At 65.3% G+C, this 26,219-nt stretch carries 27 protein-coding genes; 3 read left to right on the top strand and 24 right to left on the bottom strand.

All coding sequences use genetic code 11. From position 1 onward, the window contains the following. Positions 1 to 73: 73 nt before the first annotated feature. The gene (locus tag AC1C2M_RS03050) at positions 74 to 934 is read left to right on the top strand and encodes an Fpg/Nei family DNA glycosylase (RefSeq protein WP_483404428.1); all 861 of its coding nucleotides are present in this window, start codon (positions 74 to 76) and stop codon (positions 932 to 934) included. 22 nt (positions 935 to 956) lie between these two features. Here AC1C2M_RS03050 and AC1C2M_RS03045 read toward each other — a convergent pair whose 3' ends face one another. The 11 genes from AC1C2M_RS03045 to AC1C2M_RS02995 all read right to left on the bottom strand — a co-directional run bounded on the left by AC1C2M_RS03045 (position 957) and on the right by AC1C2M_RS02995 (position 8,286). Continuing rightward, a complete protein-coding gene (locus tag AC1C2M_RS03045) occupies positions 957 to 2,216 on the bottom strand; it encodes a low temperature requirement protein A (RefSeq protein WP_495435207.1) in 1,260 nt (419 codons plus the stop codon). 56 nt (positions 2,217 to 2,272) lie between these two features. After that, positions 2,273 to 2,596 carry a DUF2469 domain-containing protein gene (locus tag AC1C2M_RS03040; RefSeq protein ID WP_108391321.1) on the bottom strand — a complete coding sequence of 108 codons (324 nt, stop codon included), beginning with the start codon at positions 2,594 to 2,596 and terminating at the stop codon, positions 2,273 to 2,275. A 12-nt stretch (positions 2,597 to 2,608) separates the two neighbouring features. After that, a complete protein-coding gene (gene rnhB / locus AC1C2M_RS03035) occupies positions 2,609 to 3,256 on the bottom strand; it encodes a ribonuclease HII (RefSeq protein WP_495435206.1) in 648 nt (215 codons plus the stop codon). Next, positions 3,253 to 4,002 (bottom strand): signal peptidase I, encoded by a 750-nt coding sequence (gene lepB / locus AC1C2M_RS03030; protein WP_483404431.1) that lies wholly within the window; start codon positions 4,000 to 4,002, stop codon positions 3,253 to 3,255. Before lepB ends, rnhB begins: the two co-directional genes overlap by 4 nt. A gap of 71 nt (positions 4,003 to 4,073) precedes the next feature. Then, complete coding sequence (rplS, locus tag AC1C2M_RS03025; RefSeq protein WP_483404432.1) at positions 4,074 to 4,421, bottom strand: 50S ribosomal protein L19; 348 nt, start codon at positions 4,419 to 4,421, stop codon at positions 4,074 to 4,076. 177 nt (positions 4,422 to 4,598) lie between these two features. Next, positions 4,599 to 5,099, bottom strand: coding sequence for a hypothetical protein (locus tag AC1C2M_RS03020; protein WP_483404433.1), 501 nt, complete (start codon positions 5,097 to 5,099; stop codon positions 4,599 to 4,601). Between the two features lie 56 nt (positions 5,100 to 5,155). Beyond that, positions 5,156 to 5,863: a tRNA (guanosine(37)-N1)-methyltransferase TrmD gene (gene trmD, locus AC1C2M_RS03015; protein WP_483404434.1), complete on the bottom strand. Its 708-nt coding sequence runs from the start codon at positions 5,861 to 5,863 to the stop codon at positions 5,156 to 5,158. A 94-nt stretch (positions 5,864 to 5,957) separates the two neighbouring features. Then, positions 5,958 to 6,644 carry a ribosome maturation factor RimM gene (gene rimM, locus AC1C2M_RS03010; protein WP_495435685.1) on the bottom strand — a complete coding sequence of 229 codons (687 nt, stop codon included), beginning with the start codon at positions 6,642 to 6,644 and terminating at the stop codon, positions 5,958 to 5,960. Positions 6,645 to 6,660: 16 nt separating this feature from the next. Next, positions 6,661 to 6,897 carry an RNA-binding protein gene (locus tag AC1C2M_RS03005; protein WP_090709355.1) on the bottom strand — a complete coding sequence of 79 codons (237 nt, stop codon included), beginning with the start codon at positions 6,895 to 6,897 and terminating at the stop codon, positions 6,661 to 6,663. A gap of 3 nt (positions 6,898 to 6,900) precedes the next feature. Beyond that, the gene (rpsP, locus tag AC1C2M_RS03000) at positions 6,901 to 7,317 is read right to left on the bottom strand and encodes a 30S ribosomal protein S16 (RefSeq protein ID WP_108391333.1); all 417 of its coding nucleotides are present in this window, start codon (positions 7,315 to 7,317) and stop codon (positions 6,901 to 6,903) included. 177 nt (positions 7,318 to 7,494) lie between these two features. After that, positions 7,495 to 8,286, bottom strand: a complete 792-nt coding sequence (locus tag AC1C2M_RS02995; protein ID WP_495435204.1) for an LLM class F420-dependent oxidoreductase — start codon at positions 8,284 to 8,286, stop codon at positions 7,495 to 7,497. An 84-nt stretch (positions 8,287 to 8,370) separates the two neighbouring features. Between AC1C2M_RS02995 and AC1C2M_RS02990 the strand changes: the two genes are divergently transcribed. After that, positions 8,371 to 9,510, top strand: coding sequence for a glutamate--cysteine ligase (locus AC1C2M_RS02990; protein WP_495435684.1), 1,140 nt, complete (start codon positions 8,371 to 8,373; stop codon positions 9,508 to 9,510). A gap of 136 nt (positions 9,511 to 9,646) precedes the next feature. On the opposite strand, the gene ffh is transcribed toward AC1C2M_RS02990, so the two are convergent. The 4 genes from ffh to smc are packed head-to-tail and all read right to left on the bottom strand — an operon-like array spanning position 9,647 to position 16,210. Next, entirely contained in the window at positions 9,647 to 11,218 is a 1,572-nt protein-coding gene (gene ffh / locus AC1C2M_RS02985; RefSeq protein WP_483404437.1) for a signal recognition particle protein, read from the bottom strand. Positions 11,219 to 11,275: 57 nt separating this feature from the next. Beyond that, the gene (locus AC1C2M_RS02980) at positions 11,276 to 11,776 is read right to left on the bottom strand and encodes a DUF2004 domain-containing protein (RefSeq protein ID WP_483404438.1); all 501 of its coding nucleotides are present in this window, start codon (positions 11,774 to 11,776) and stop codon (positions 11,276 to 11,278) included. A 1-nt stretch (position 11,777) separates the two neighbouring features. Continuing rightward, positions 11,778 to 12,653 (bottom strand): signal recognition particle-docking protein FtsY, encoded by an 876-nt coding sequence (gene ftsY, locus AC1C2M_RS02975; protein WP_483404439.1) that lies wholly within the window; start codon positions 12,651 to 12,653, stop codon positions 11,778 to 11,780. 20 nt (positions 12,654 to 12,673) lie between these two features. Then, complete coding sequence (gene smc / locus AC1C2M_RS02970; protein WP_495435203.1) at positions 12,674 to 16,210, bottom strand: chromosome segregation protein SMC; 3,537 nt, start codon at positions 16,208 to 16,210, stop codon at positions 12,674 to 12,676. A gap of 186 nt (positions 16,211 to 16,396) precedes the next feature. Between smc and AC1C2M_RS02965 the strand changes: the two genes are divergently transcribed. Further along, positions 16,397 to 17,485, top strand: coding sequence for a GNAT family N-acetyltransferase (locus tag AC1C2M_RS02965; RefSeq protein WP_495435201.1), 1,089 nt, complete (start codon positions 16,397 to 16,399; stop codon positions 17,483 to 17,485). Positions 17,486 to 17,542: 57 nt separating this feature from the next. Here AC1C2M_RS02965 and AC1C2M_RS02960 read toward each other — a convergent pair whose 3' ends face one another. The 9 genes from AC1C2M_RS02960 to coaD all read right to left on the bottom strand — a co-directional run bounded on the left by AC1C2M_RS02960 (position 17,543) and on the right by coaD (position 26,217). Further along, entirely contained in the window at positions 17,543 to 18,112 is a 570-nt protein-coding gene (locus AC1C2M_RS02960; protein ID WP_495435200.1) for a histidine phosphatase family protein, read from the bottom strand. 550 nt (positions 18,113 to 18,662) lie between these two features. Further along, complete coding sequence (gene mutM / locus AC1C2M_RS02955) at positions 18,663 to 19,559, bottom strand: bifunctional DNA-formamidopyrimidine glycosylase/DNA-(apurinic or apyrimidinic site) lyase (protein WP_495435199.1); 897 nt, start codon at positions 19,557 to 19,559, stop codon at positions 18,663 to 18,665. After that, positions 19,543 to 20,208 (bottom strand): ribonuclease III, encoded by a 666-nt coding sequence (gene rnc / locus AC1C2M_RS02950; RefSeq protein ID WP_483404971.1) that lies wholly within the window; start codon positions 20,206 to 20,208, stop codon positions 19,543 to 19,545. The genes mutM and rnc overlap by 17 nt, the downstream gene beginning before the upstream one ends. 74 nt (positions 20,209 to 20,282) lie before the next feature. Further along, complete coding sequence (rpmF, locus tag AC1C2M_RS02945) at positions 20,283 to 20,486, bottom strand: 50S ribosomal protein L32 (RefSeq protein ID WP_108391343.1); 204 nt, start codon at positions 20,484 to 20,486, stop codon at positions 20,283 to 20,285. 3 nt (positions 20,487 to 20,489) lie between these two features. Next, positions 20,490 to 21,050: a YceD family protein gene (locus AC1C2M_RS02940; RefSeq protein ID WP_483404444.1), complete on the bottom strand. Its 561-nt coding sequence runs from the start codon at positions 21,048 to 21,050 to the stop codon at positions 20,490 to 20,492. 9 nt (positions 21,051 to 21,059) lie between these two features. Next, positions 21,060 to 23,381: a transglutaminase TgpA family protein gene (locus AC1C2M_RS02935; RefSeq protein ID WP_495435198.1), complete on the bottom strand. Its 2,322-nt coding sequence runs from the start codon at positions 23,379 to 23,381 to the stop codon at positions 21,060 to 21,062. After that, complete coding sequence (locus AC1C2M_RS02930; protein ID WP_495435197.1) at positions 23,368 to 24,648, bottom strand: DUF58 domain-containing protein; 1,281 nt, start codon at positions 24,646 to 24,648, stop codon at positions 23,368 to 23,370. The genes AC1C2M_RS02935 and AC1C2M_RS02930 overlap by 14 nt, the downstream gene beginning before the upstream one ends. 61 nt (positions 24,649 to 24,709) lie before the next feature. Continuing rightward, on the bottom strand, positions 24,710 to 25,738 hold the full coding sequence (locus AC1C2M_RS02925) for an AAA family ATPase (RefSeq protein ID WP_483404447.1): 1,029 nt from the start codon (positions 25,736 to 25,738) through the stop codon (positions 24,710 to 24,712). Further along, the gene (coaD, locus tag AC1C2M_RS02920; protein WP_483404448.1) at positions 25,735 to 26,217 is read right to left on the bottom strand and encodes a pantetheine-phosphate adenylyltransferase; all 483 of its coding nucleotides are present in this window, start codon (positions 26,215 to 26,217) and stop codon (positions 25,735 to 25,737) included. Before coaD ends, AC1C2M_RS02925 begins: the two co-directional genes overlap by 4 nt. Positions 26,218 to 26,219 lie beyond the last annotated feature (2 nt).

Genomic DNA, 26,219 nt, shown 5'->3' with positions numbered 1-26,219 from the left:
CCGTGGCAACCGAAGGCCCGGGTGGCAGCCACCACGCTGGACTGATGACGGCGGCGCGCGTCAGACTGGGACCGTGCCAGAACTCCCCGAAGTACACGCGCTCACCGCCGACCTCGGCGCCCGCCTCACCGGCCGCGTCATCGAACGGCTCGAGGTCATCGCATTCGCGGCGCTCAAGACCTACGACCCGCCCGTCACGGCGCTCGCCGGCGCGACGATCGACGGGGTCTCCCGCCACGGCAAGTTCCTCGACATCGGTGCCGGCGACCTGCACATTGTGCTCCACCTCGCGAGGGCCGGCTGGATCCGCTGGCGCGACAACGCGCCTGAGCGGTCGGCGCGGGGCGGAAAAACTGCACTCGCAGCGCGGCTCGTCCTCGATGACGGGTCAGGCATCGATATCACCGAAGCCGGCTCGAAGAAGAGCCTGTCACTCTCGGTGGTTCGTGACCCGGCGGATGTCCCCGGGATCGCGCGGCTCGGCCCGGACCCGCTCGACGAAAGCTTCACCGTCGACGCCCTCGCAGCCATCCTCCGTTCGGCGGGGCGAGCTCAGCTCAAGGGCGTGCTGCGTAACCAGTCGGTGATCGCCGGCATCGGCAATGCCTACTCGGACGAGATCCTCCACACCGCAAGGATGTCTCCGTTCAAGCCGGCAACCCTCGACGATGAGGAAGTGGCGCGCCTCTACGACGCGATGCAGTTCACGCTGCGGAGCGCGATCGAGCGCGCTGACGGCCTCGCGGCATCCGAATTGAAGAAAGAGAAGAAAGCCGGCCTGCAAGTGCACGGCCGCACCGGCGAGCCCTGCCCGGTGTGCGGAGACATGGTGCGGCAGGTCATCTTCGCCGACTCGACGTTCCAGTACTGCCCTACCTGCCAGACCGGCGGGAAGGTGCTCGCCGACCGGGTGCTCTCGCGGCTGCTCAAGTAGGTCCTGAACAGGGCCGCAGTTGTTACCCGAGGGCCCGGGCGAGAATGCGCTCCTGCCCTCGGTGTCCCGCCACCTCGAACGTGCCCACGACTACTGCTGGCGCTGCCATCGCCACCAGCAGGCAGGGACCGAGCGGCGTGCCAGCACCCGCGAGCGCAACGGCGCACGCGAGCAGGACAATGGCGCACGCGAGAGGCACAACCTGGAACCGGGCGGCTTCACCCAGCAAAAGACTGTGCAGGATGAAGAGCGCGACCAGGAAAACCGCAACGGGAACCGCCACGGCCAGGACCGCCCCGCTCACCGCGATGTGCGCAGCATCCTCAACGACGTAAGCGGCAACGTGGAGCCCTGCACCGGTCGCGGCAATCGACGCGAAGAGAACGATGTGCCCGTATCCCCACACCCAGCTCCGCCTCCGGTGTCGCTCGAGCAGCCGCCCGGCCGGAAGCATGAAGTACATCCACCAGAGCCCGAAGGCAAGGCCGATACCTGCCACGACGAGCAACACCGCTTCCGCGCTCCAGCCGTGGTTCTCGACAACGGCCGCCACCGACGCGACCGAGCCGAGAATGACTTCGCCGAGCGCAATGATCGTGAGCAGTCCGTAACGCTCGGCGATGTGGTGCGGGTGCCATCCGGTGTTCCCGAACCGCTTCTCGGCGGTGAGCGGGCCCGCGAGCTCGGTGAGGTACAGCATGACGGCGAAGACGCAGAACGCCAGGAGCGGCACGTCGATTACGGCAAGCACGATCCAGCCGACCTGGGCGACAGCGATGAATCCGACGTACGTGAGAGCCACCCTGCGCCTCGGCGGGTCGCTCCGCGCGGCCCGCAGCCACTGGGCAACCATCGCGATGCGCATGACGACGTATCCGGCGACCACGACCCGATTGTCGAGGTACTCGCCATGGTCGACCGACTCGAAGACGGCGGGCAGGCCGAGTGCCAGCACGAGAACGCCGATCATCTGCACCATCGTCGTGACCCGGAAGAACCAGTCATCTGTGTCGTATGCCGACGCGAACCAGGTGAAGTTGATCCACGCCCAGCAGATGGCAAACATGCTGAAGGAGAACCCGAGAACAGCGGATGCCGTGTGGCCTTCTGCCAGCAGATGCGCCAGTTGGGAACTGGCCTGGCTGATCGCCACGACGAACGTCAGGTCGAAGAGCAGCTCGAGTGGGGTGGCACCGCGGTGTGGCTCGGCGGGGTCCCGACCCGACATCCGGATCAGGCGGTGGCCAGTGCCTCGCCCCGTTCCGGCATCAGTCTCCGCCATGGAGACAATAGTCGCACGCGAAAGCGACGCAATCGAGGCCTCGGGAGCCGGGCGCCTTACTCGTCGAGCGCGAGTTCCTTCGGAAGCTCGAAGTCGCGGGTGGAGAGTTCTTCGATGTTGACATCCTTGAACGTCAGCACCCGCACGCTCTTTACGAAACGGTCGGACCGGTAGACGTCCCAGACCCACACGTCGGTCATGGTGATCTCGAAGTAGAAGTCGTGCTCGGTGTCGCGGCGAACGAGGTCGACGTCATTCGCCAGATAGAACCGGCGCTCCGTCTCGATCACGTACTTGAACTGCGACACAACGTCGCGATACTCGCGATACAGGGCCAGCTCGACCTCGCGGTCGTAGTCCTCGAACTCGTCTTCTTCCATGGTGAGTCCATCCTACGCGTAGGAAACCAGCCAGCTCTTCCTGTGGAATTCGGTCATACCGAGTGTGCGGATGGCGTCGAGGTGTTCGCCGCTTCCGTAGCCCTTATTGCCGCTCCAGCCGTAGCCGGGAAGCACAGCATCCTGCGCGATCATCATCGCGTCACGGTGGACTTTGGCCAGGACGGATGCCGCGGCGACCGACACGCAATCCCGGTCGGCCTTGATCCGGGTCCTGACGTCGAGCGGCGTCGACAGCACCGGGCTCAGCCAGTCATGGTTCCCGTCGAGGAGGATCACGCTCGAGGAGACGTCTGCGCCCTGTGAGTGAAGCAACTGAAGTGCCCGCTTGCCGGCGAGGCCGAGGCAGTGGACGATGCCGAGGTCGTCGACCTCCCGCGCGTCGGCGATTCCGACGGCGCCGAACAGCACCCACTTCCTGAGCAGCGGTTCGAGTTCCTCGCGCCGCTTCTGGCTGAGCAGTTTGGAATCGCGCAGCCCATCGGGGTGGGCGCCGCAGGTCTCGGCGACGACAGCCATACCGACGGCGACAGGACCTGCGACAGCGCCGCGGCCGACTTCGTCACACCCGATCACGAACCGGGAACCGGCCGAGAAGAATTCCCGCTCGACGAGGTCGGTCGGGTCGCAGACCGCCATCATGACCCTTCCGGGTCCCGGATTCCGGCAAAGACCGACGGATGGTTGTCGAGCCAGCCCCAGTGCGAACTCGGCCAGCTGATGACGAAGGCGCGGCCGACAACATTATCGATGGGGACGAACCCGTTGCCGGGCTGTTCGCGGTTGTACCGCGAGTCCTTCGAGTTGTACCGGTTATCGCCCATCACCCAGAGCGAATTGTCGGGAACCGTGACGTCGAAGGCGTCCTTCGACACGGTGGCGACCCCGGCGGGAAGCGTGACGTATGGCTCGTTCAGCGGAACGCCGTTGACGGTCATCTGCCCGAGGGCGTTGCAGCAGACAACATGGTCACCGGGAAGGCCGATGACGCGTTTGATGAGGTGGTCGTCGCTGTCAGAGGCCGACAGCCCGATCGCCGAGAGCACCCAGTCGGCCGCGGCGATCAACGGAGCCTGCTCCGGCTCGACCGACGGCGGCAGCCAGCCGCCCGGATCGCGGAACACGACAACGTCGCCGCGCTGGACGTCGATGAGGTCAGGCACCAGCTCGTTGACGAGAATGCGGTCGTCGATCTGAAGGGTTTGCTCCATGGAGCTCGACGGGATGAAGAACGACCGGACGAGGAACGTCTTGATGAGAAAGGAGACGAGCAGGGCGACGACGAAGATAACGAGCACATCCCTCACGAAGAGGAGCGCGCCTTTCTTCTGCGATCGTCGTCGCAACCTGGCGGACGTATCGTCCGCTGGCACTGTGATATCTGTCATATAACCGCCCGAGCTCCCCACCAGTTTATCGGTGGGGAGCTCGGTGAAGTTTCGCTGAGTTCTCAGAAACCTTAGTTGAAGCGCTTTTCCTTGATCTTCGCCTTCTTGCCGCGCAGTTCGCGGAGGAAGTAGAGCTTGGCACGACGGACATCACCGCGGGTGATGACCTCGATCTGCTCGATCACCGGGGAGTGCACCGGGAACTTGCGCTCGACGCCAACGCCGAAGCTGACCTTGCGAACGGCGAAGGTCTCGCGGACGCCTTCGCCCTGGCGACCGATCACGATGCCCTGGAAGACCTGGATTCGAGAACGGCTGCCCTCAACGATGTTGACGTGAACCTTGACCGTGTCACCGGCGCGGAATTCAGGGATGTCGCTTTTGAGGGATGCTGCATCGACACTGTCGAGGATGTGCATGATAGTTCGCTCTCTGTAACCGCCACAGGTCGACTACGAATAAGGGGTTGAGTTGATGTGTGTCCGCTTGCCCTGAAAAGTCAGGGCGAAGGCGCTTACTCCCCTGTGGCAGAGTCCGGCCGCGGCACAATGTTCTATTCTGTCATGAATCGGATGCCACGCGCAAAGCGGGGTGGGCTACGGCTCGTCCCTGGGGTTCTCCCTGACGATGATTACCTGCTCACTCGCCACGCCGGTCGCACCGGGGGGAACCCGGCCGATGGTGGGCGCCGTCGCCATTTGCTCGAACTCGGCGAGGGTCTCCCGCGCGCGCTTCGCGGCATCCTTGAAGAACGCCCACACCGAGTACCAGAACGCGACGATGCCGGCGAGTACTCCGAGGACGGCGAATGTCGTGGTGTTGTCACCGAACAACCCGAAGCCGATGATGAACACGTGCCAGAGAGTGAGCACGAGGACGTCCCACCAGTTCACGGCTTTCTCGCGGCGTACCGTCGGGCGCGCGTAGATCAGCAGGGATACCGCGGCGAGAGCGAGGAAGAGAATCGGCATGGCAATGACGAGGCCGACGAACTCCCAGCCGCCACCGCCGAAGATGCCCCAGCCGATAAGCGGCCAGATGGGAAGGGCGACGGATGCGACGAGCATCCAGGTCCGATATACCCGGCGTACGATCATGGCCCAAGCCTAGGCCCGTGTGCTGGGAATATCCCCCCGTGTGCCGGACCGATCGCTCAGGGCTGAAGCAGGTCCGGACGCACCCGTCTGGTGCGTTCGAGTTGCTGCTCACGGCGCCACGCCGCGATTGCAGCGTGATTACCGCTCAGCAGAACCGGAGGAACGTCGAGGCCGCGCCAGGATGCTGGCTTGGTGTAGCTCGGTGCCTCGAGGAGTCCGTCTTCGTGCGACTCTTCGACGAGGGAATGCGGGTTGCCGACGACACCGGGAATCAGCCGACCGATTGCTTCGATCATTGCCATCACGGCGACCTCTCCCCCGTTCAGGACGTAGTCGCCGAGGCTGACGAGCCGAACCCGCGCCCGGGTTGCCGTGTCATCGAACACGCGCTGGTCGATGCCCTCATAGCGACCGCACCCGAACACCAGGTGTTCCTCGGTGGAGAGCTCGCGGGCCATCGACTGCGTGAAGACCTCACCGGCCGGCGAGGGGAAGATGACGAGGGGCCCCTTCTCGTGGTCGGCCTCCGAACCGTCTGCGGCGAGAATGCCGTCGAGGGTTTTCCCCCACGGCTCGGGCTTCATCACCATCCCTGCACCGCCGCCGTACGGGGTGTCGTCGACGGTGCGGTGGCGGTCCGTCGTGGCATCGCGGAGGTTGTGCACGCCGAGGTCGATGATTCCGGCCTGCCGCGCCTTGCCGAGGAGGGAGATATCGAGCACATCGAAGAACTCGGGAAAGATCGTGACGATGTCGATACGCATATGAGAAATCCTAGGTGGCACGGGGCGGACGCCGGACGCGGCCCACGCTGGCGGGGACGCCGGTCGCCCGGCGACCTGCATCGTGAAACCGGGGTTAGCGGTCCGTGTGGTCTGAAACCGCGACGTCCGCAGCGGACTCGGCAGAGGCATCCGCTTCATCAGCGTCGGTTTCGGCGACGTCAGCATCAGCCTCAACACCGTCAGCGGCATCCGCGTCGACCGGCGCGTCAGTCTCGTCATCGGGCTCGTCCGGCAACTCCTCGAAGAGGCCAGGCGGTGGCGTGATGGTGACGATCCCCGCGGCGATGTCCACGGCGGGAACGAGCGCCTTCACGAACGGAAGCATGACCTCGCCCTGAGGCGTCTTCACGATGAGAAGGTCCTGCGCCGGGAAGTGCTCGACCCGGGCAACGGAGCCAATGGTCTGGCCATCACGCGAGACAGCGAGCCCGACCAGCTGGTGGTCGTACCACGCGTCTTCCTCCTGGGAAGGCTCAGCGGAGTCCTGTTCGATCCAGAGGATCGCTTTCACGAGGGTTTCCGCCTCGGAGCGATCGGTGACACCCTCGAAGAAGCCGACGGCGTGGCCGTTGTACCAGCGCAGCTCGCTCAGAGTGAGCGTCTTGCCGTGCCAGGGCGATCCTGTCGGAACCTGGAGGGTGAAGACGGCGCCGGGGACAAATCGTCTGCCGGGGTCGTCGGTGAAGAGTTCGAGCTTGATGGCTCCCTTGAGCCCGTGGGCCTTCGTGAGCCGACCCACCCGGAGCTGGGTCTTCGGCATTTTGTCGGTGCTCACCTTAGGAATCGGTGTCGACGACGTCGACGCGGACGCGTCGGCCATCGGCGAGGGCTGAAACCAGTGTGCGCAGTGCCTTTGCCGTGCGGCCTGAACGGCCGATCACACGGCCGAGGTCCTCGGGGTTCACGCGAACCTCGAGGACCTCACCGCGTGGTGAGCTCTGCGCTACGACGGTCACGTCGTCCGGATTGTCAACAATCCCCTTGACGAGGTGTTCGAGAGCAGGTGCGAGCAATTGTTACGCCTTGTCTTCTTCTGCAGCGGTCTCGTCAGCGGCAGGAGCCTCTTCCTTGACGGCCGGCTTCTCTGCCTTTGGCTTGAGGACCGGCTTCTTCTTCTCGTCTGCGACGAAGGGAACCTTGGGCTCCTTCACCTTGACGGTGGAAACGGCATCCTTGTCACCCTTGAACTTGCCCCAGTCACCTGTGAGCTTGAGAAGAGCGGCAACCTGCTCGGTCGGCTGTGCGCCAACGGAGAGCCAGTACTGCGCGCGGTCAGACTTGACCTCGATGAAGGAGGGGTTCTCGGTGGGGTGGTACTTGCCGATTTCCTCGATGACGCGGCCGTCGCGCTTGGTGCGCGAGTCAGCAACGACGATGCGGTAGTACGGCGCACGGATCTTACCCATGCGCTTCAAACGAATCTTGACAGACACAATTCTCCTGAATTATTTGTTGTGTGATTGTGCTCGTCACCGGGAGCGTGGGGGCACACTCGGTCCGAAAGCCTTCTAATGCTGTAGCGCCTGATTAGAGGGTCGGGCGAGTACAGACTCGACTAACCATTCTGTCAGATATTTCGGCGTTGTGTGACCACGTTCGGTTGCCGGTCCCTAGCCGTTCATGCGGTCGCGCCAGTCCAGCCAGCGCTTGACCTTCGCGATGTCGTAGTCGGGCCCGCTGAGTCCGATCGTGAACATCGTCGTTCCGAGTTCGAGAAGCTTCTCGGCGTTCTCCTCGCTCGAATCTCGTATCTCCGTGGAAATCTCGATCTCGCTGACGTCGCGGCCAACGTCTTCTCCGTGAGCGCGGAGAACCTCGAGCTTCTCGGCAAGCACCTCCGGCGTGCTGAAGCTGTGCCAGATGTCGGCGTGCTCAGCGACGATGCGCAGTGTCTTCTTGACGCCGCCTCCCCCGATCATGATGGGGATCTTCCGCACCGGTGGCGGGTTGAGCTTCGACCACCGCTCTCTGATCACCGGAAGGTCGTTCGCGAGAGCGGCGATCCGTGAGCCAGGGGTGCCGAACTCGTAGCCGTACTCGTCGTAGTCGCGCTCGCACCAGCCGGCGCCTGTGCCGAAGATGAAGCGGCCACCCGAGATGTGGTCGAGGGTCCTGGCCATGTCGGCCTGAAGGTTGGCGTTCCGGTAACTGTTGCAGTTCACGAGCGTGCCGAATTCGACACGGCTCGTCTGCTCTGCCCAGGCGCCGAGCATCGTCCACGCCTCGAAGTGGAGCCCGTCAGGCTCGCCCGACAGCGGGAAGAAGTGGTCCCAGTTGAACAGGATGTCGACGCCAGCGTCTTCGAGTTCGGATACTGCGTCGCGGATGGTCCGGTATTCGGCGTGCTGTGGTGCCAGTTGCACGCCGATACGAACCGGTCGTTGTGCGTGAGTTGTCGTCATGCCTAGAGCCTAGATCCACAGCGCCGCCGCGCGTGGAATGATGAAAGGGTGCTGCGCTCCCGCGCGGCGGATGCGGACAACGGTATGGGCATTGAGTTCACACGATCTGAACGGTCGACCGTCGGGATCGAGTGGGAACTCGCCCTCGTCGACCGCGACACAGGTGAACTCGTTTCCGCCGCTGACGAGGTGCTCCAGGACCTCGAGAGCCCCGAAGGCCAGCCGCACCCCCGGATCACCGGTGAACTCCTCCTCAACACCATCGAGCTTGTGAGTGCGGTTCACCACCGGGTCTCCGACGCCGTCGCCGATCTCGACGCCCAGCTCACCGAGGTCCGTCGTGTCACAGATCCCCGCGGCATTGAACTGATCGGAAGCGGTTCACACCCGTTCGGGCAGTGGTACGACCAGCCTGTTGCAAACAAGGCGAGGTACCACAAGCTCATCGAGCGCACCCAGTGGTGGGGACGCAACATGCTCATCTGGGGCATGCATGTGCACGTTGGCATTGAAGACCGCGACAAGGTCATCCCCATCCTCAACAGCATGCTCAGGTACTTCCCGCACCTGCAGGCCCTGAGCGCGTCGAGCCCGTACTGGGGCGGCATCGACACCGGGTATGCGTCGAACCGTTCGCTGATGTTCCAGCAGCTTCCAACGGCCGGGCTGCCGTACCAGGTCGCGGACTGGGCCGAGTTCGAAGCGTACGTCCAGGACATGACGGCGACGGGCACCATCGACGACTACACCGAGGTGCGCTGGGACATCCGACCATCGCCGCACTGGGGAACCATCGAGGTCAGGTTCTGCGACGGCGCCTCGACACACGCCGAGCTTGCCGCGGTCGCTTCCCTCATCCACTGCCTCGTCGAGCACCTCTCGACGCTCCTCGACGAGGGACACGAGCTGCCCACCCTGCCGCCGTGGTACGTGCGCGAGAACAAGTGGCGATCAGCACGCTACGGCCTCGACGCGACCATCATCACCGACCGGCACGGCACGGAACGGTCCGTGACAGACGACATCCGTGACCTCGTCGGTTCTCTCGCCCCGATCGCCGAGCGACTCGGTTGCGCCCAGGAACTCGCCTCGATCCCGTCGATCATCGACACCGGCGGCAGCTACACCCGCCAGCAGGCGACGGCGGCCGAGAACGAGGGCGACCTCACCGCCGTGGTCAAGTCACTGATCGGCGAGCTCAGAGCCGGCTTCGTCAGCCACTGATCCGGCAGCCCCTGACACGCAGCTCTGACCCGGCAGCCCCCGATACGAGAACACCCGTTCCGGTCGAGAACATCCGCTGTAACGGGTGTTCTCGACCGGAACGGGTGTGTTCGCTGAGACGCGGAGTGACCGGGGGTCAGTTCCCGAGGAACTTCTGCAGGGTCGCGAGTTCTTCCTCAGTGGGAGCGGCCTGGCCTTGACCTGTCGCGCCACCGAGTCCGAACCCGGTTCCACCGGGCGTCAGGGCAGCACCGGGCTTGGTGCCCGACGCGAGAGCCGCATTTTCCGTCGCGCGCTTGGCGGGGTTACCGCTCTTCGAACCCTTTTTCTTGGGCTGCTGCTTCTTCGAGCCGCCGCTGCGCGCACCGGGAATGGGTCCCATGCCCGGGATCTGCGGCACACCACCCTTGGCGACGGTCTTCATCATCTTCGCGGCCTGCTCGAACCGGTTCACGAGGGCGTTGACCTCGGTCACCGTCGAGCCCGAACCGCGCGCGATGCGCAGGCGGCGCGAGCCGTTGAGCAGCTTCGAGTTCTGGCGTTCGGCGAGGGTCATCGACTGGATGATGGCCTCGGTGCGAACGATCTCGCGCTCGTCGAACGAATCCAGCTGCTGCTTCATCTGGCCCATGCCCGGCAGCATGCCCATCATCTTCTTGATGGAGCCCATGTTGCGCAACTGCTGCATCTGCTTGAGGAAGTCATCGAGCGTGAAGGTCTCGGTCGAGAACTTCTCCGCCATCGCCATGGCTTCTTCTTCATCGAACGCCGACTGCGCCTGCTCGATGAGGGTGAGGATGTCACCGAGGTCGAGGATCCGGCTCGCCATCCGGTCGGGGTGGAACGGCTCGAAGTCGTCGAGTCCCTCACCCGTCGAGGCGAAGATGATCGGCCTGCCGGTGACGGATGCCACGCTCAGCGCGGCACCACCGCGGGCGTCGCCGTCGAGCTTCGACAGAACCACGCCGGTGAAGTCGACGCCTTCCTGGAACGCCTGGGCGGTCTTGACGGCATCCTGACCGATCATGGCGTCGATGACGAAGAGTACTTCGTCCGGATCGATGGCCTTGCGGATGTTCGATGCCTGCTTCATCAGCTCGGCGTCGACGCCGAGGCGTCCGGCGGTGTCAACGATGACCGTGTCGAACTGCTTGGTTTTGGCGTAAGCGATCGAGTCCTTCGCGACCCGCACCGGGTCGCCGACACCGTTGCCGGGCTCGGGAGCATAGATCGCGACTCCGGCCTGCTCGGCGACGACGGTGAGCTGCGTTACCGCGTTGGGGCGCTGGAGGTCGGCGGCGACGAGGAGCGGCGTGTGGCCGTCTTTCGCGAGCCACTTGGCGAGCTTGCCGGCGAGGGTGGTCTTACCCGCACCCTGGAGACCGGCGAGCATGATCACCGTCGGCGGGTTCTTCGCGAACTCGAGACGACGCTGCTGCCCACCGAGGATGGCGACGAGCTCGTCGTTGACGATCTGAACGACCTGCTGTGCCGGGTTGAGCGCCTTGTTGACCTCATCGCTGAGGGCGCGTTCACGGACCTTGCCGGTGAATTCCTTGACGACGTCGAGGGCGACGTCGGCGTCGAGCAGGGCGCGACGGATCTCGCGGACTGTACCGTCGACATCCGATGCCGACAGCGAACCCTTCTTGCGGAGGTTCTTAAAAGTCTCGGAGAGCCGGTCTGAGAGGTTTCCAAAAGTAGCCATTTGAGATCCAGTTTACCGAGCGTGGGCGGTACCGGGTGACGTTGTGGCTGTGAGTGTCTACTCGAGCAGTTCGATGCCGACCGACTCGCCCCGGTTCGACAGCGAGACGACGAGCGCGAGGTCGGAGTTGTCCGGGTCGAACGCGAACTCGAACGACGCAAACGGCGCACCCTCACCGGTCTGGTGGGGGTGGATCGCGACGCGGATGAGCTGGAGCGAACGGATGATGTCGACGTCGTTGTCCCCTGACCGGTCGACGAGCATCTCGGGCAGGTCCTCCCCCACCTCTTCGACGGTCGCTTCGATGAAGCTCGTCACGTCAGAGCTGCGGTTGTCGACGTCACTGAGCATGGCCTCACGGGCACGCAGGTCGAGCCCGTCGAGGGAACTGACGAACCCGGCAGCGGTGTCGAGGCCTTCGACGGTGACGGTCCGGTCACCGGGAGAACTCACGGAGACGTCGACGGGCTGATCGCCGACCTCGACGGTCTCCGACCAGTAGATTCCACCGTTCGCGTCGCTTTCGAGCGCGCCGAAGAAGTCGTGTTCCGTTGTCATATCAGCCAACCAGTTTCTGTGCGAACACGTGCGGGGTGAAGCCGGTGAGGTCGTGGATGCCCTCGCCCTGGCCAACGAGCTTGATCGGAATGCCGGTCTTCTCCTGGACCGCGAGCACGAAGCCGCCCTTCGCGGACCCGTCCAGCTTGGTGAGGACGAGGCCGGTCACCCCGGCATGCTCAATGAATGCTTCGGCCTGGGAGAGCCCGTTTTGACCTGTCGTCGCGTCGAGCACGAGGAGCACCTCAGAGATCGGCGCCTGCTTCTCGACGACGCGGCGAATCTTGGAGAGTTCGTCCATCAGACCGCCCTTGGTCTGCAGCCGTCCGGCCGTGTCGATGAGGACGATCTCGATGCCGTTCCTCTTGGCGAAATCAACGGTCTGGAAGGCGACGGATGCCGGGTCCTGGCCGTGCTGCTGCGGGCGCACGATCTGCGCTCCCCCGCGCTCAGCCCAGGTGGCGAGCTGCTCGACGGCAGCGGCGCGGAAGGTGTCAGCGGCTCCGACGACGACAGTGCGTCCGTACGTGCCGAGGAACTTCGAGAACTTGCCGATCGTTGTGGTCTTGCCGACGCCATTGACGCCGACGACGAGCACGACGGCCGGCCGCTCGGTGAGCTTCAACGTTGTGTCGTATTTCGAAAGACGCTCTTCGATCGATTCGCGGAGCATCCGCTGCAGGTCACGAGGGTCGGTGGTGCGGTACCTGTCGACCTTGGCGTGCAGGTCATCGATGACCGCCTCGGTGACATCCGGGCCGAAGTCAGCGGTGAGCAGCGCGTACTCGAGGTCTTCCCACGTGTTCTCGTCGATCGTGGGCTTGGAGAACATGCCCTTGAGAGCGCCCGACAGGGACCAGGACGAAGTTTGTGCCATGTACTAAGACTAACGAGTCGTCAGCTCGCCTTCTCCTCGTTCGCCACCCGCTGACCCACGACCGCCGACACTCCGTCCTGCCGCATCGAGACGCCGTAGAGGGCATCCGCGATCTCCATCGTGCGCTTCTGGTGCGTGATCACGATGAGCTGGCTGGATCGCCGAAGGTCTTCGAAGATCGTGAGCAGGCGGCCGAGGTTCGCGTCGTCGAGCGCCGCCTCGACCTCGTCCATGATGTAGAACGGGCTCGGCCTCGCCTTGAAGATCGCAATGAGCAGGGCGACGGCGGCCAGTGAGCGTTCTCCACCGGAGAGGAGCGACAGCCGTTCGATCTTTTTGCCGGCCGGCTTCACGGTGACCTCGATGCCCGTCGTGAGCAGGTCGTCGGGGTTGGTCAGCGAAATGCTGCCGGTACCGCCGGGGAACAGCACCGGGAACACCTCACCGAACGCGGTGAGTGTGTCGTCGAAGGCGCTGGCAAAGATCGCCTGCATCTTGTCGTCGAGTTCCTCGATGATCGTCAGCAGGTCCTTGCGCGTGTTGGTGAGGTCGGTGAGCTGCTCGGTGAGGAACTTGTGTCGCTGTTCGAGCGCGGCGAATTCCTCGAGGGCGAGCGGGTTCACGCGACCCAGCTGCGCCAGCTTGCGCTCCGCTTTCTCGAGTCGCTTCTGCTGTTCGGGGCGGGAGAAACGGATGCCGTCGCTCTCGTTGTCGTTGTCGGGTTCGTTTGAGGCCTGGTCGGTCGGGATAAGCACGTCGGGCCCGTACTCGGCGACGAGCACGTCCTCGACCAGGCCCAGCTCCGAAGCGGCCCGTTCGAGCAGGCTGGAGAGGTGCAGCTTCTTCTCGTAGATCTGCAGTTCGAGCCCGTGCACGTTCTCCGTGATCACCTGGAGCCGTTCACGCAGGCCCTGCTCCTCGCGGCGCAACCCGGTGAGCTCGGCATTCTGGCTCGCGCGTTCCTCCTCAGCCCTGGCCAGCACGAGTTTCGCCTCGGCAACGGACCCGTCAACGGAGTCGAGCACGGAGGGAAGGATGTTCGCGACGGCGGTTGCCGCATCCATCTGGCGCCCGCGGATCACGGCGCGGCGCGCGGCTGCTTCGGCGGCGACCCGGTCGGATTCCATCTGCGCGAGCAGGTTCTTGACCCGCTGTTCCTCTGACCTGACGCGCTCCCTCGCCGTCTCAAGTTGCAGCCGGGACTCGATCTCACGTTCCCTGGCCTGCTCGAGTTCGACGAGGAGCGCTTCGCGCCCCGAAACGTCCAGGATCGGGCGGGGCCTCGAGCGCGCGGCATCCAGTTCGGCCCTGGCCTTGTTCGCTGCGGACTCCGCCTCGGCCACTGCGCCAGCCGACTGCGCGAACGCGGACTGAAGCCTGTCGCTCTCCGCGGTCGACGCCTCGACCTGGACCCGTGCCCTGTTGAGCTTCTCCGCCTGCGCCGCCAGCTGCGCGTCGAACTCGCGCAGCGCACCGAGGGCGGCGCGCGAGAGCTCCTTCGCTCCGGCGAGCGCCGTCCGCTGCTCGTCGAGGTCGAACCTGACGTCGTCGAGCGCCGAGGTCACCTCGGTCAGCCGCTCAGCCGCAGCGTCGCGCTCGGCGATGAGTTCGATGCGGCCCTGCTTGGCGCCCGATCCTCCTCGCAAAACGAAGTCCGTGAGCACGTCACCGGTGCGGGTGATCAGGGTGACGGGCCCGCCAAGCCTGCCGAGTTGTGGTGCGGCGCGGCGTGCTGCGTCGACGTCTTCGGCGATTCCGATGAAAGTCAGGATGCCGAGCACACCGGTCGGCGCCGTGACCACACTCGTCGCGGGAACCACGCCCTCGATCGCAGGCCATTCGACCTGCCGCGCCGTGGCATCCGCCATCACGATTTCGACCCGACCGAGGTCGTGATCCTTCGCGTGCGCGATGGCGCGCTCGGCGGCAGCCCTGTCGTCAGCGAGGAGCCCGTCGGCGAGCGTCCCGAGCGCCGATGCGATGGCCGCCTCGAATCCGGGCGTCACCGAGACGGCATCGGCGACGACACCGCGGATGCCGTCAAGCCCGGCGGCGATGAGGTCGGCTGAGCCGTCCTTGATGTTGAGTGCCCGGGAGAGGGCGCTGGTCTGTGCGGCGAGCGCGTCGCGCTCACGCTCGTGGCCATGGAGCAGTTCGCGGAGGCGTTCGATCTCGGCCTCGGTCTCGAACACCCGTGCCTGCGCGAGTTCGTAGGCTTCGTCGAGCCCGCTCTCCCCCGCGTCCACGTCAGCCGCGCTCTCCTCGACCTCGGCGAACTGCCGCACGGCCGCCTCCCTGCGCTCAGTCGCGGCGGCGAGCGCGTTCTCCTGGCGGAGACGCTCGCCACGCACGGCGGCCAGCCGCGACGACGCGGCGTCGGCCTGCCCGCTGAGCTTCGTGATCTCCAGGTCGTGCCGGGAGACGAGGGCACTCTGGGCGGCGATCTCCATGTCGACGGCGTCGAGTCGTTCACGGGAGGCGAGGGTCGCCTGCTGGGCGGAACGCCAGGCGTCTTCCGCCGTGAGGATCGCCTGCTTCAGTGCGTCGACCTCGGCCCGCGCATCGTCGACCATGCTTCGCGTGACGCTCGAAGATGCGTCGAAGGACTCTGACTGCGCTCCGAGGAGAGCGAGCCGCTGGTTGGCGAGGGTGAAGAGGTTGCGGAGCCGCTCCTGCACGGACTCGAGCGCGAAACTCGTGCGCCGTGCCGCGTCGACGGCGTCGCCCACCTGAGCCTGCTCGATCCGCGCGATGCGCAGCTGTTTCTGCTCGAGCTGCTCCTGCAGCACGATGCGCTCGGTGTGCCTCTCGCTCTCGGTACGGCCATAACCGTCGAGCAGGGTCCTGAGCGTGACGACCTCATCGGCGAGCAGCCTCGCCTTGGCATCACGGACGATGGAGGCGATGGTCTGCGCTTCGCGGGCGACCTCAGCCTGTCGGCCGAGCGGCTTCAGCTGCCTGCGGATCTCCCCCGCGAGGTCGCTCAGCCGTGTGAGGTTGGTCTGCATTGCCTCGAGCTTGCGGAGCGTCTTCTCCTTGCGGCGGCGGTGCTTCAGGATGCCTGCGGCTTCCTCGATAAAGCCGCGACGTTCCTCCGGGCTCGCCCGAAGTACCGCATCGAGCTGGCCCTGACCGACGATGACGTGCATCTCGCGCCCGAGTCCTGAGTCGCTCAAGAGTTCCTGCACGTCGAGCAGCCTGCACGTGTCGCCGTTGATCGCGTACTCGCTGCCCCCGTTCCTGAACAGGGTGCGACTGATTGTCACCTCGGTGTACTCGATCGGGAGGGCGCCATCCGAGTTGTCGATGGTGAGGATGACCTGTGCGCGACCGAGCGGGCCGCGCGTCGACGTGCCGGCAAAAATGACGTCGTCCATCTTGCCGCCGCGGAGCGTTTTTGCGCCCTGCTCGCCCATCACCCAGGCCAGGGCGTCGACGACGTTGGACTTCCCGGATCCGTTCGGACCGACCACACAGGTCACGCCGGGTTCGAATGCAAAAGTCGTCGGTTGCGCGAACGATTTGAAGCCCTTGAGGGTGAGGCTCTTCAAATACACGCTGTCTCCGGTCTCTCCGCGCTTCTGCCACGCGAATTCTCAGCACTACCGTACCCAACGAACCGTCGTGAACCCCGACAGACCCGGGCATTCCCGCGAAATAGCCACCCTTTACAGCCCGATCGGCCGTGGCTAGGCTGATCCGCTGCCCGCGGCACGCCGGCACCAGACAGGTAGGGACGGAACATGGCTTTGCACCCGCTGATCGATGAGGTGTCGATCGAGGAACTCGCCATTCCCGCCACGCTGGATTCACCCGACGGCCAGTCGTTCGTCGAGATGGTGAACCTCCGCAACAGGGTCGAGGAGGAAACGCTCGGCACGGACGACCTGACGCGGACGTCGAAGGAGTACCTTCCGGACTGGCATGACAGCTTCGCTCCCAAGCGCCTCTTCCTCGCCCGCTTGAACGGCCGTCTCGTCGGGCGCGGAGTGTATGAGTGGCAGCCGGAGGAGGGTGCCCCCGCCGCGTTTCTCGAAATCGAGGTGGAGAGCGACGTTCGTCGGAGAGGTATTGGAACAGCTCTGCTCCGCGTGCTCGAGGCTCTTGCCGACAGTAACGGCCTGCGGGTGCTCCAGTCCTTCAGCATGCACCGGCCGTCGGAGACTAACGACGTCGTCGTGCCACCGACCGGCTTTGGCACCGTCGACCGGGACTCACCCGCCGTCCGGTTCGCCGAGGCAAACGGGTACAGCCTCGAGCAGGTGGCGCGGGTGTCACGAATCGAACTCCCGATCGATCCGGAGGTGCTCGCGGATAACCGACGTGTCGCTGAATCACACGCGTCGGGCTACCGGGTCGTGCAGTGGGTGGGGCGGTGCCCGGAACAGTGGCTCGCCGACATGGCACGGCTGCACCAGAGAATGTCGACGGATGCCCCCGCCGCTGGGCTCGAATTCGCTGAAGAGCACTGGGACGAAGCCCGCGTGGACAGTCTCGACGATCGCAACGAGGCCGGAGGGCGTACGAACCTGACCTCGGCCGCGCTGGATATCGCCACGAATCGGCTCGTCGGCTATACCGACATCGCGATCCCCGAAGCGAACGGCAAAACGGCCATCCAGGAGGACACGCTCGTGCTCCGCGAACACCGCGGACACCGACTGGGAATGCTGCTGAAGCTCGCGAACCTCGAGCAGCTCATCCGTGTCTCGCCCGCGACACCCGCCATCATCACGTTCAACGCCGAGGAGAACCGTCCGATGCTGAGTGTCAACGAAGCCGTCGGCTTTGTCCCCGTGGCGTACGAAGCGTCGTGGAAAAAGGTGGTGTGACCAGAGCTCCCTGTCGGGGCCAGTCCACTGTCGCTCCGAGGCCAGCGAGGCCGTCGCTCAGCCGACGGGAAGCTCTGCGACCGGTTCGTCGTTGACGCTCAGCACGCGCCAGCCCTCGCCCAACCGGTCGAACGTCGCGACAGACGCGTTACGGATCTGGTCGAACCGGCGTCCGGCGAGCGACGACAGCGTGTACCTGATGATCGTTCCGTGGCAGACGATGAGTGTGTTGCGGTCGCCGTAGTCGGCGTGTACCCGCTCGATGGCTGCCGTGCCGCGCTCGACGACTGACTCGAGCGACTCGAGGCCCGGGAAGTCCCTGTCCGGCCAGCGCTCGGCGATGACCTCGGCGGTTGCCCCCTCGGCCTCGCCGTAATTCCGTTCGACGAGTTCGTCGTATGCGGGTCCGAGTTCGATGCCGAGGCCCTCGGCGATGATCGACGCGGTCTCCCGAGCGCGGCGGAGAGGCGAGCTGACGATGGCCTCCCAGTTCACTCCATCCAGCGTCGCGATCGCGTCACGTGCCTGCTGCCGACCAGTCTCGTTGAGGGGAATATCGGTGGAACCCTGGAGTCGGTTCTCGAAGTTCCAGTCGGTCTGGCCGTGGCGAATGAAAGCGAGTGTCATACATCCATCTTCCCCGCGGCCGGGCGTTCGCCCTAACCGGCGATCGGGGCACAGGTCATATGTCGGCTCCGCGGAGACAGGCAGCGGGGGCAGAAGCTCCACAAAGCGGCTCGTTTGTTGAAGCCAACGGTGAGGAGCCCCGGCGGTTCGGTGGTCGCAAATGCACGTTACGGAGCGCTATGGCCTGCATTTGAGACAGTTGAACCCAACGGTGCACAGCCCCGACGGTTCGGTGGTCGCAAATGCACGCTTTTGAGCGTTATGGCGTGCATTTGCGACAGTCGAAGCCGACGGCACCCGGATGCCGGGGGGGGGTAGCGCAGTCGTGGGCGGTTCGGTGGTCGCAATGCACGTTACGGAGCGCTCTTGCCTGCATTTGCGACAGTTGAAGCCAACGGTGAGGAGCCCCGGCGGTTCGGTGGTCGCAAATGCACGTTACGGAGCGCTCTTGCCTGCACTTGCGACAGTCGAAGCCCACGGCGCACGGATGCCGGGACGGCGCGGTGCAGGCGGGGCGACCAGACGGTGGTCGCGGATGCAGGCGGGGTGCTCAGCGTCGACGCTGGCAGCGCGGGCAGAAGTGCGACGACCGGTTCATGAACTTCTCCCGCCGCAGCGGTGTCCCACAGCGGGGGCACGGCTGACCCTGTCTCCCGTAGGCATTGAGGCTGTGCGCGAAGTACCCGCTCGCCCCGTTCACGTTGACGTATTGCGCGTCAAAACTCGTCCCGCCCTCGGCCAGGGCCTTCTCGAGCACGGCGCGCACCTCGGTGAGCAGCACGCCAGCTCTCCGCTTCGACAGAGAGGCCGCCGGCTGCTCGTAGTGGATCTTCGCAGCCCACAGCGCTTCATCGGCGTAGATGTTGCCGATGCCGGAGACCAGGGTCTGATCGAGAAGTGCGCGTTTAACCCCTGTGCCCTTGCGGCCAAGGCGCTCCAGGAACCCGCCGTCGTCGAAGGCCTCGTCGAGCGGATCCCGCGCTATGTGGGCCACCTGGCTCGGCACGCGTGCGGGTCCTGGGACCGCACCGGAGAAACCTCCCGGTTGGCCGTCCGGCGTTGGCAGCAGGGTGTCGACAGCCATCCCGCCGAAGATGCGCTGGTCGACGAAATTGACGAGCAGTTCGCCATGCTGTGGTGACTCGATGCCGATGCGGATGCGCGTCAACCGGTCGTCGGTCCCCGGCGAACGCAGCAGCATCTGCCCGCTCATGCCGAGGTGGGTGACGAGGGCCGTGTCGTTATCGAGCGGAAACCACAGGAACTTGCCACGACGCGTCGCAGCGAGGATCCGCCGCCCCTCGAGCAGGTCGACAAAGACCCCGGATGCCGCCGGATGGCGTTTGAGGCTCCTCGCGTCGAGAACGTCGACGCTCGTGATCAGCGCACGGGTGACGGCGGGCTCGAGGCCGGCTCGCACCACCTCGACCTCAGGAAGCTCGGGCACTCAGCTCGGTCCATGCGGTGAGCGCTGCCGCCATCTCGGCGTGTTTCTTGCTCGAACCCTCACCGACGGCGGTCACGAGGGAGCCCACGGTCACCGTGGCGACGAACACACGGTTGTGGTCTGGCCCTGACGCTTCGATCTCGTAGACGGGAGCCGGAGCGTTGAAGCGAGCGGCGACTTCCTGCAGGCTCGTCTTCGGGTCCATTGCCGCACCGAATCGTGCGGGATCCTCGAGGAGCGGTTCGACCAGTCGCAGCACGAGTGCAGAGGCTGTCTCGAGGCCCTGGTCCAGGTACACGGCACCGATGAGAGCTTCCATGGTGTCGGCGAGGATGGACGCCTTATCGCGTCCGCCGGTGAGCTCTTCGCCCCGCCCGAGCTTCAGGTGGGCGCCGAGGCCGATCGTCCTCGCGATTTCGGCGAGGGCAGCCGTCGACACGACACTCGCACGCATTTTGGCGAGGGAACCCTCTGGCAGATCCGGGTTCTCCCGGTACAGCTTTTGGGTAACGCTCAAACCCAGCACCGAATCGCCGAGGAACTCGAGGCGTTCGTTGTGCGGGATGCCGCCGTTTTCGTATGCAAAAGAGCGGTGTGTGAGCGCATGCTCCAACACCGCTTCGTTAAGCGACACACCGAGGGCCGCCAATAGCGACCCTCGGTCTGTCGTGCTGTCTGTTACCGACACTTCTCAGCCTTCGGTCTCAGCGAGCGAAGCGCTGACTAAACGTCGGCGACCTTGCGGCCCTTGTATTCCATGAAGAGCGCGGTGCCGGCGGAGTCTTCGACGACCTTGGCGCGGTGCGGAAGGCTGTATGTAACCTTGCCGTTCTCTACGGTCTTCACCAGGGTGGGGGCCTCAGCCTTCCACTGCGCACGGCGTGCACGGGTGGAGGCTCGTGACATTTTCCGCTTCGGAACAGCCATGACTTATCTCTCTTCTTTGCTTGGAGCATCCGAGTTGTCGGAGCTTGGGTCTTGGGAGAACCCGGCGAGCGCGGACCAGCGAGGATCCAGGTGCTCTTGGGGTTTTCTATCCGGGTTATCTGCCAGTCGCTCGCCGGTCTCTGGGTCGAGTCCGGGGCAATCTGGCCGGCATACCGGCTGAAACGGCAGTGATAAAACCACTGCGTCTCTGATCAGAGGTTCAAGATCCACATGGTCATTGTGAACCTCTAGGTCAGAAGCTTCTTCACCAGAGTACGCGAAAAGCTCCTGAAACTCGACTTGGACGCTCTGGGAGATGTCAATCAGGCATCTTCCGCACTCTCCGGTCGCAACAGTTTCGGCTTCGGCGGTAACGAGGATCCCCTCGTGGACCGACTCAAGGCGGACCCGTTCGTAGACGGGCGTTCCCTGGGTGACGGCAATGAGGCCAGCGCCCCAGGTCTCCGGAGCGTCGACGGTGATGTCGCGTTCCTGCATTTCACCCGGTCGCCGCACGAGGTCGCGGACGTTCACCGCGAATGGCAGTTTGGTGTATTTGGTCACCGAGAAATTCTACAGTGACCTTGGCACGCCCGCTGAGCGTCCGCTGGGTGTTCCTTGCAAAACGGATGCCGGTGCGAGCGTCGCGCGCAACCGAACGGGCAGCGTCGACGCCGTCGCCATCGCTCGCGTGAGGCGTTCGACGTCCGCGACGAGCGCTTCGCCCGAACTCGGCCCGGCTCGCGCCGCGAATCTGAGCCGTTCGACACTCTCGAGCAGGCGATCCAGGGCTTCGGCGTCGGGACCGGACAGCGCCACCGCCCGGGTGAGCTGCGCGGCGAACCCGCGGGGGGTTTCGGCGCCATTCATCCCGACGCCGAAATCGAGTGCCGCCTCGCTCAGCTCCTGCCAGGCGTCGACGGGGCCGGCGCGTCCGGTTCTGAGGGCGCGGAACCGGCGGCGGCGCCGCAGGCTTCTCCTCACCCAGGGGAACGCGACGATGGCGAGGACGATTACCCCGAAGGCGGCGATGATCCCGACGGGAGGTGCCGAATCGACCTGCGAACCGGTCTGTGTTGTCGGCGCCTGCTCGACCGGAGTGCGCTCCTGTGCGTTCCGATTGGCGGAGTCCAGGTCGTTCGGGTTCGCCGTCGGGCTGCCTTGAGACACCGATGTCGCGTAGTCGGGAACGTACCCTCGCCCTGGTGTCGGTTCGAACGGGACCCAGCCGACGCCGGAGAAATACAGTTCCGGCCAGGAGTGAAGATCGTCGGTCGCAACCGCATAGTTGCGCCGGTCCCCCGCGCTCCCCAGCCTGTCACCGGGGAGGTAGCCGAGTGCCACCCTGGCCGGGATGCCCAGCACCCTCGCCATGATGGCCATCGCCGAGGCGTAGTGGACGCAGTACCCGCTCTTCTTCTCGAGGAACTTGGCGATGACGTCGAAGCCGTCACCGTCATAGCCGTCCTCGACAGGGGCCTCGACGGAGTAGGTGAAGTCAGTGCTCCGCAGGTACTGCTGGAGCGCGAACGCCCGGTCGAACCCGTTCGTCGACTCCCCAACGACCTGGGCGGCTGTATCAGTGATGATCGAGGGGATCTCATCAGGAAGTTCAAGGAACCGGCTGACGGAGTCCGGATACGCGCCGGGAGCGGCGATCAGTTGCTCCCGTGTCGGCTTGATCAGCACGCTCTCGGCGATGTACGACTGCCCGCTTGCGCTCGACAGGCGACTCGAGAGAGTGAGCCCGTCGACGTCCCACGTCCAGCGCCCGGCGAGCCCGAAGACGCGCACGCTCGGGAACGGGACCGGAACCCAGGGCGCCACCATGGCCGCGACGTCGACGGTCGTCGTCGTCGGCTCCGTGGCCACCTCAGCGGACAGCCCGGGGACATCGACCATGAGGTCTGGTTCGTTGAAGACACGATCGTTCGAACGGCTCGCAGACCAGGTGGTCCCGTCGAACTGATCGAGGGTCAGAAGACGGAAATACAGCGACTCATCGGTCGTCGTCGTGTAGGTGAACTGGCGGGCCCCTCCCGGCCGCCTCAGGTCTTTTCCGAGGTCGACGAGGGGGCTCACGCCGCGTCCGAATGTCGAACCACCCGTTGCCTGGAAAAGGCTCTCGCCGTTGTAACCGGGGGCGACCGCCGCCGCCAGTAGTGCACCGATGACGGCGAAAGCGCCGATGCCGAGCATTCCCCTCGGGTGCCGCGCTGCCGACTGGCGCACCCTCGTGTCGGCGGCGAGGAGCACGAGATACGCGGCGGCGCACAGGGCGAGCGCGACCAGGTTGACCTCACCGATGACGAAGCCGGGAACCAGTGCGATGGCGACAACAGGGATGCCGGCGAGCGCCGGCATCCGGATGACGACCGCGAGCAGGTCACAGAGAAGGGCGAATGCGCCAGCCCCCACCGCGAGGACGAAGAGAATTCCGACCTCGGCGTTCGCCGGCGTGCCCTGACGGCTGATCGAGCGGAACCCGTCCGACATCAGTTCGCGGAAGGTTTCGGCGGTGTCCCAGGTGGGGACGACGAGGGCCAGCGCGGTGTCGGGAGCGAAAAACAGCACGAGCATCGCGACCCAGACGACACCACCGATGAGCGACCCGAGAGCCGGCCTCGCGCCGAGGCCCCGGGCCGTTGCCGCGGAGCAGAGGACAACGGCGCCGAGCATCGCGGTTCCCAGCCACCACGAGGCACCGCTGAGGAGCGGGGAAAGTGTCGAGATTGCCACCGTGTAGACCAGAAGGGTCGCGAGGCTCAGCGGCCAGAGCCTCGCGCCCATCCTCTGCCTGGTGACATGATCACTTCCCGGCCGGTCTCCCGGCAGGGCTGTCGGCGGGGCCTTCGCCGCTGCCGGGCGCTCTGGGGCTGTTTTAGTTCCCGACACGGTCACGGCCCCTCCGGGCGGACTGTCCGCCGGTCGCCCCGAACGCGACGAGAGACCACGCCTCGACCACCGGCGTGCGTTCGGTGAACACGGCGGTTCGCCATCCGGCGCCGCCAAGCACCTGGGACTCGGTCGAGTGGCCGCGGCTCGCCTGGTTCTCGGCGGGGACGAAGAAAGCGACGGCGGGGGCTGCGTTGATCTTCATCCCCGCCAGCCGCCGGGCTCCCGTCGGAGACACCTGTCCGAGAACCGCGAAGACGGGCATCACCTTTCCCGTTCTCCTGATCACCGTCGCAAGTCCGGCGGTCACGTCATAGCCGTCCGGCACCGGGTGGCGCTGCGTTTCGGCGAGGGTATCGAGCAGGGCGGGTGCAGCGCCGGGCTCGAACCCTGAGATGCGGTACGGCGATGTCCCCTCAGTGCTCGGGATGGCATCCGTCGCTGATTCGACGAGGGAGACCTGGTAGCCCGCATCAAGAAGGTGCACGCCGAGCGACGCAACGAGCTCGACCATGCGTTCGAAATGAGCGTCAGAGGTGGCACCGTTCGCCTCGCCCCTGCCGGCGAGCGCGGTGTCGAGCACGATGGCTGCTTCCGGGTCGCCCTGACGCTCTTCCTGCCTCACCATGAGTTCGCCCCTGCGGGCCGTTTGACTCCAGTGCACGCGACGCAGCGAGTCGCCGGTGCGGTACTCCCTGGCGATGAGCTCGTCGGCACGCTGGGCCGCGAAGTGGTTCAGTTCGTGACGGACGCCGTCGCCGCTGGCGTTCGCAAGCCCCGCATTGGCGAGCACACTGACGCGCGGCGTAATCGAAATCTCCCTGGTGCCGGCGATCGCGCGCTCGGCAACGACGAGCCCGAACGGGTCACCGTGGGTGACCCACAGCGGACCGATCGGGTACCGCCCCCTGTGGGAGGACCTGAGCTCGTATTCGATGTCAGTGGAGTAACCACGCCCGCGCTGCCACCTGCCTCGCGCCAGTTCGCCGGTCGGCGTTCGCCCGAAGACAGCCGGAACCTGCTCGATCCAGACGGTCGCGGTTTCAAGGTCACTCTTCGACGTCACCCTGGTGTGCACGACCGCGGGCTGGCCGACCATCACGCTCGGCGGCGAGAACGAGCGAACCGCGGCGAGCCTGGGCCTGTGGGCCTGGATATACACAACGCAGCCCACGAACAGCAGCACCAGGAACGCGGACAGGTAGAGGCCTTCCCTCCTGTCGATGAGGGTCGCGCCGACGAGAACAGCGCCAGCGGTGAGAAGCACACTCCAGCCGCGCCTCGTGGGCCGAACGGCCCGCGAACTCCCACGGCTGGGCGTCGGCATCTCAGGTCCCTGTTGTGCGTGACGGCGGCACTGCCGTCTCGTCGATGATGCCGTCGATGATGTCGCGGATGAGTTCGTCCGTGTGCTGGTGGTTGCCGAGCGCCCTGCTCGTCGGCATCAGGCGATGGCCGAGGACAGCGTTCGCGAGCGCATCGATGTCATCGGGAAGAACGAAGTCCCTGCCCTCGACGAGCGCGAAGCTCTTCGCAGCCCGCACGAGCTGGAGCGTCGCGCGCGGGCTCCCTCCGAGCCTGAGGTCGGGATGTTCGCGGGTCGCGCGCAGGATCCGGACCGCATACTCCTTGACGGCATCAGAGACGTAAACGTCCCGAACGCTCGCCATCAGGCGCTGCACAGCGGATGCCGAGACAACGGGGGCAAGATCGGCGAGCGGATTCGTGACGTCCCGCGAAGCGAGCATGCTGAGTTCGGCGGACTCATCGGGGTAACCCATCGAAATGCGCGCCATGAACCTGTCTCGCTGGGCCTCAGGGAGCGCGTATGTCCCCTCCATCTCGATCGGGTTCTGGGTTGCGATCACGGTGAACGGCGTGGCCAGATGGTAGGTGGTCCCGTCCACGGTGACCTGACGCTCCTCCATGCACTCGAGCAGGGCGGATTGCGTTTTGGGTGACGCCCTGTTGATCTCGTCGCCGATCACGATGTTCGCGAAGACCGCGCCAGGCTTGAACTCAAACCGCCGCTCGGCCTGGTTGTACACGGAGATTCCGGTGACGTCACTCGGCAGGAGATCCGGCGTGAACTGGATGCGGCTGACCGTCGCCGTGATGGACCGGGCGAGCGCCTTCGCCAGCATCGTCTTCCCGACGCCCGGCACATCCTCGATGAGCAGGTGTCCCTCGGCGAGGAGCACCGTGAGCGCTGTGCGCACCACCCGGTGTTTCCCGTCGATCACCGACTCCACATTGCGGATGATGTCCGAGGCGAGGCGATGCGCGTCGCGGATGTCGAAGCCCGCGGTCTCTTCGACCGCCGTGGCCTTGCCATCCGTCGCCGGGATCGAAGTCATGAGCGCTGGAGGAACCGGGTCACTGCCGCTGGCACGTACGGGCTGACATCCCCGCCGAGGGAAGACACCTGTCGCACGAGAGAACTCGACACGTGGGCATGGGCGGGATCAGGCAGCATGAACACCGTCTCAACGCCGGCGAGGTGCCGGTTGACGATCGCCATCGGTGTTTCATAGGCCACGTCGACCTGTGAACGGATGCCTTTCACCAGGACAGAGGCGCCGACGTCGGTCGCGTAGTCGACGAGGAGCCCGACGCTCCAGGACGCCACCACGATCTTGCCCGCTATCCCCGCGTCACGAATCGACTCCTCGAGGAGCGAGACGCGCTCAGAGATCGGCAGAAGGGCGACCTTCGACGGGTTGTGCACGACGAGCACGTGGAGCTCGTCGAAGAGACCGGCCGCCCTCTCGATCACGTCAAGATGCCCCAGGGTGACGGGGTCAAACGAGCCTGGAACGACGGCGATCCTCTGCATGG

This window comes from Mycetocola sp. Y444 (genome assembly GCF_059445295.1).
The sequence above is the reverse complement of the archived record's forward strand: the minus strand, read 5'-3'. Positions and strand labels throughout refer to the sequence as shown.

Bases quoted from the DNA above. Each gene is read 5' to 3' on its own strand.
- rpmF (WP_108391343.1), bottom strand. From the start codon at position 20,486: ATGGCTGTTCCGAAGCGGAAAATGTCACGAGCCTCCACCCGTGCACGC.
- rplS (WP_483404432.1), bottom strand. From the start codon at position 4,421: ATGCACATCCTCGACAGTGTCGATGCAGCATCCCTCAAAAGCGACATC.
- trmD (WP_483404434.1), bottom strand. From the start codon at position 5,863: ATGCGTATCGACATCGTCACGATCTTTCCCGAGTTCTTCGATGTGCTC.
- rnhB (WP_495435206.1), bottom strand. From the start codon at position 3,256: ATGATGGCGGTCTGCGACCCGACCGACCTCGTCGAGCGGGAATTCTTC.
- AC1C2M_RS02995 (WP_495435204.1), bottom strand. From the start codon at position 8,286: ATGACGACAACTCACGCACAACGACCGGTTCGTATCGGCGTGCAACTG.
- ftsY (WP_483404439.1), bottom strand. From the start codon at position 12,653: ATGGCACAAACTTCGTCCTGGTCCCTGTCGGGCGCTCTCAAGGGCATG.
- rimM (WP_495435685.1), bottom strand. From the start codon at position 6,644: ATGCCGAAGACCCAGCTCCGGGTGGGTCGGCTCACGAAGGCCCACGGG.
- AC1C2M_RS02980 (WP_483404438.1), bottom strand. From the start codon at position 11,776: ATGACAACGGAACACGACTTCTTCGGCGCGCTCGAAAGCGACGCGAAC.
- coaD (WP_483404448.1), bottom strand. From the start codon at position 26,217: ATGCAGAGGATCGCCGTCGTTCCAGGCTCGTTTGACCCCGTCACCCTG.
- AC1C2M_RS03040 (WP_108391321.1), bottom strand. From the start codon at position 2,596: ATGGAAGAAGACGAGTTCGAGGACTACGACCGCGAGGTCGAGCTGGCC.
- AC1C2M_RS02965 (WP_495435201.1), top strand. From the start codon at position 16,397: ATGGCTTTGCACCCGCTGATCGATGAGGTGTCGATCGAGGAACTCGCC.
- AC1C2M_RS02990 (WP_495435684.1), top strand. From the start codon at position 8,371: ATGGGCATTGAGTTCACACGATCTGAACGGTCGACCGTCGGGATCGAG.
- AC1C2M_RS03045 (WP_495435207.1), bottom strand. From the start codon at position 2,216: ATGGCGGAGACTGATGCCGGAACGGGGCGAGGCACTGGCCACCGCCTG.
- AC1C2M_RS02925 (WP_483404447.1), bottom strand. From the start codon at position 25,738: ATGACTTCGATCCCGGCGACGGATGGCAAGGCCACGGCGGTCGAAGAG.
- ffh (WP_483404437.1), bottom strand. From the start codon at position 11,218: ATGGCTACTTTTGGAAACCTCTCAGACCGGCTCTCCGAGACTTTTAAG.
- AC1C2M_RS03020 (WP_483404433.1), bottom strand. From the start codon at position 5,099: ATGATCGTACGCCGGGTATATCGGACCTGGATGCTCGTCGCATCCGTC.
- AC1C2M_RS02960 (WP_495435200.1), bottom strand. From the start codon at position 18,112: ATGACACTCGCTTTCATTCGCCACGGCCAGACCGACTGGAACTTCGAG.
- lepB (WP_483404431.1), bottom strand. From the start codon at position 4,002: ATGACAGATATCACAGTGCCAGCGGACGATACGTCCGCCAGGTTGCGA.